Source organism: Streptococcus mitis, assembly GCF_002096925.1.
Classification (GTDB): domain Bacteria; phylum Bacillota; class Bacilli; order Lactobacillales; family Streptococcaceae; genus Streptococcus; species Streptococcus mitis_AF.
The window spans coordinates 1-223 of record NZ_NCVN01000069.1; the positions used below are offsets into that span (position 1 = coordinate 1).

Consider the following 223-nt stretch of genomic DNA (forward strand, 5'->3'; position numbering starts at 1 on the left):
AAATACAATTTCTGAGTGCTATTTGGAATGGTAAACTCTGTCACATCCGTATAACACTTTTCCATTGGTTTAGAGCCTTCAAATTGACGTTGAATAAGGTTATCTGCTTTCTTGTCAACGTCTCCTTTATGAGAAGAATATTTTCGTTTCTGTCGCATTTTAGCTTGTAAATTGAGTACTTTCATCAAGCGTTGAACTCTTTTATGATTTACCAGATAACCAC

1 protein-coding gene is annotated in these 223 nt (G+C 34.5%); it reads right to left on the reverse strand.

The features are described from left to right. On the reverse strand, nucleotides 1–223 hold a 223-nt coding region (locus B7692_RS07625; RefSeq protein ID WP_142360058.1), incomplete at both ends, for an IS3 family transposase.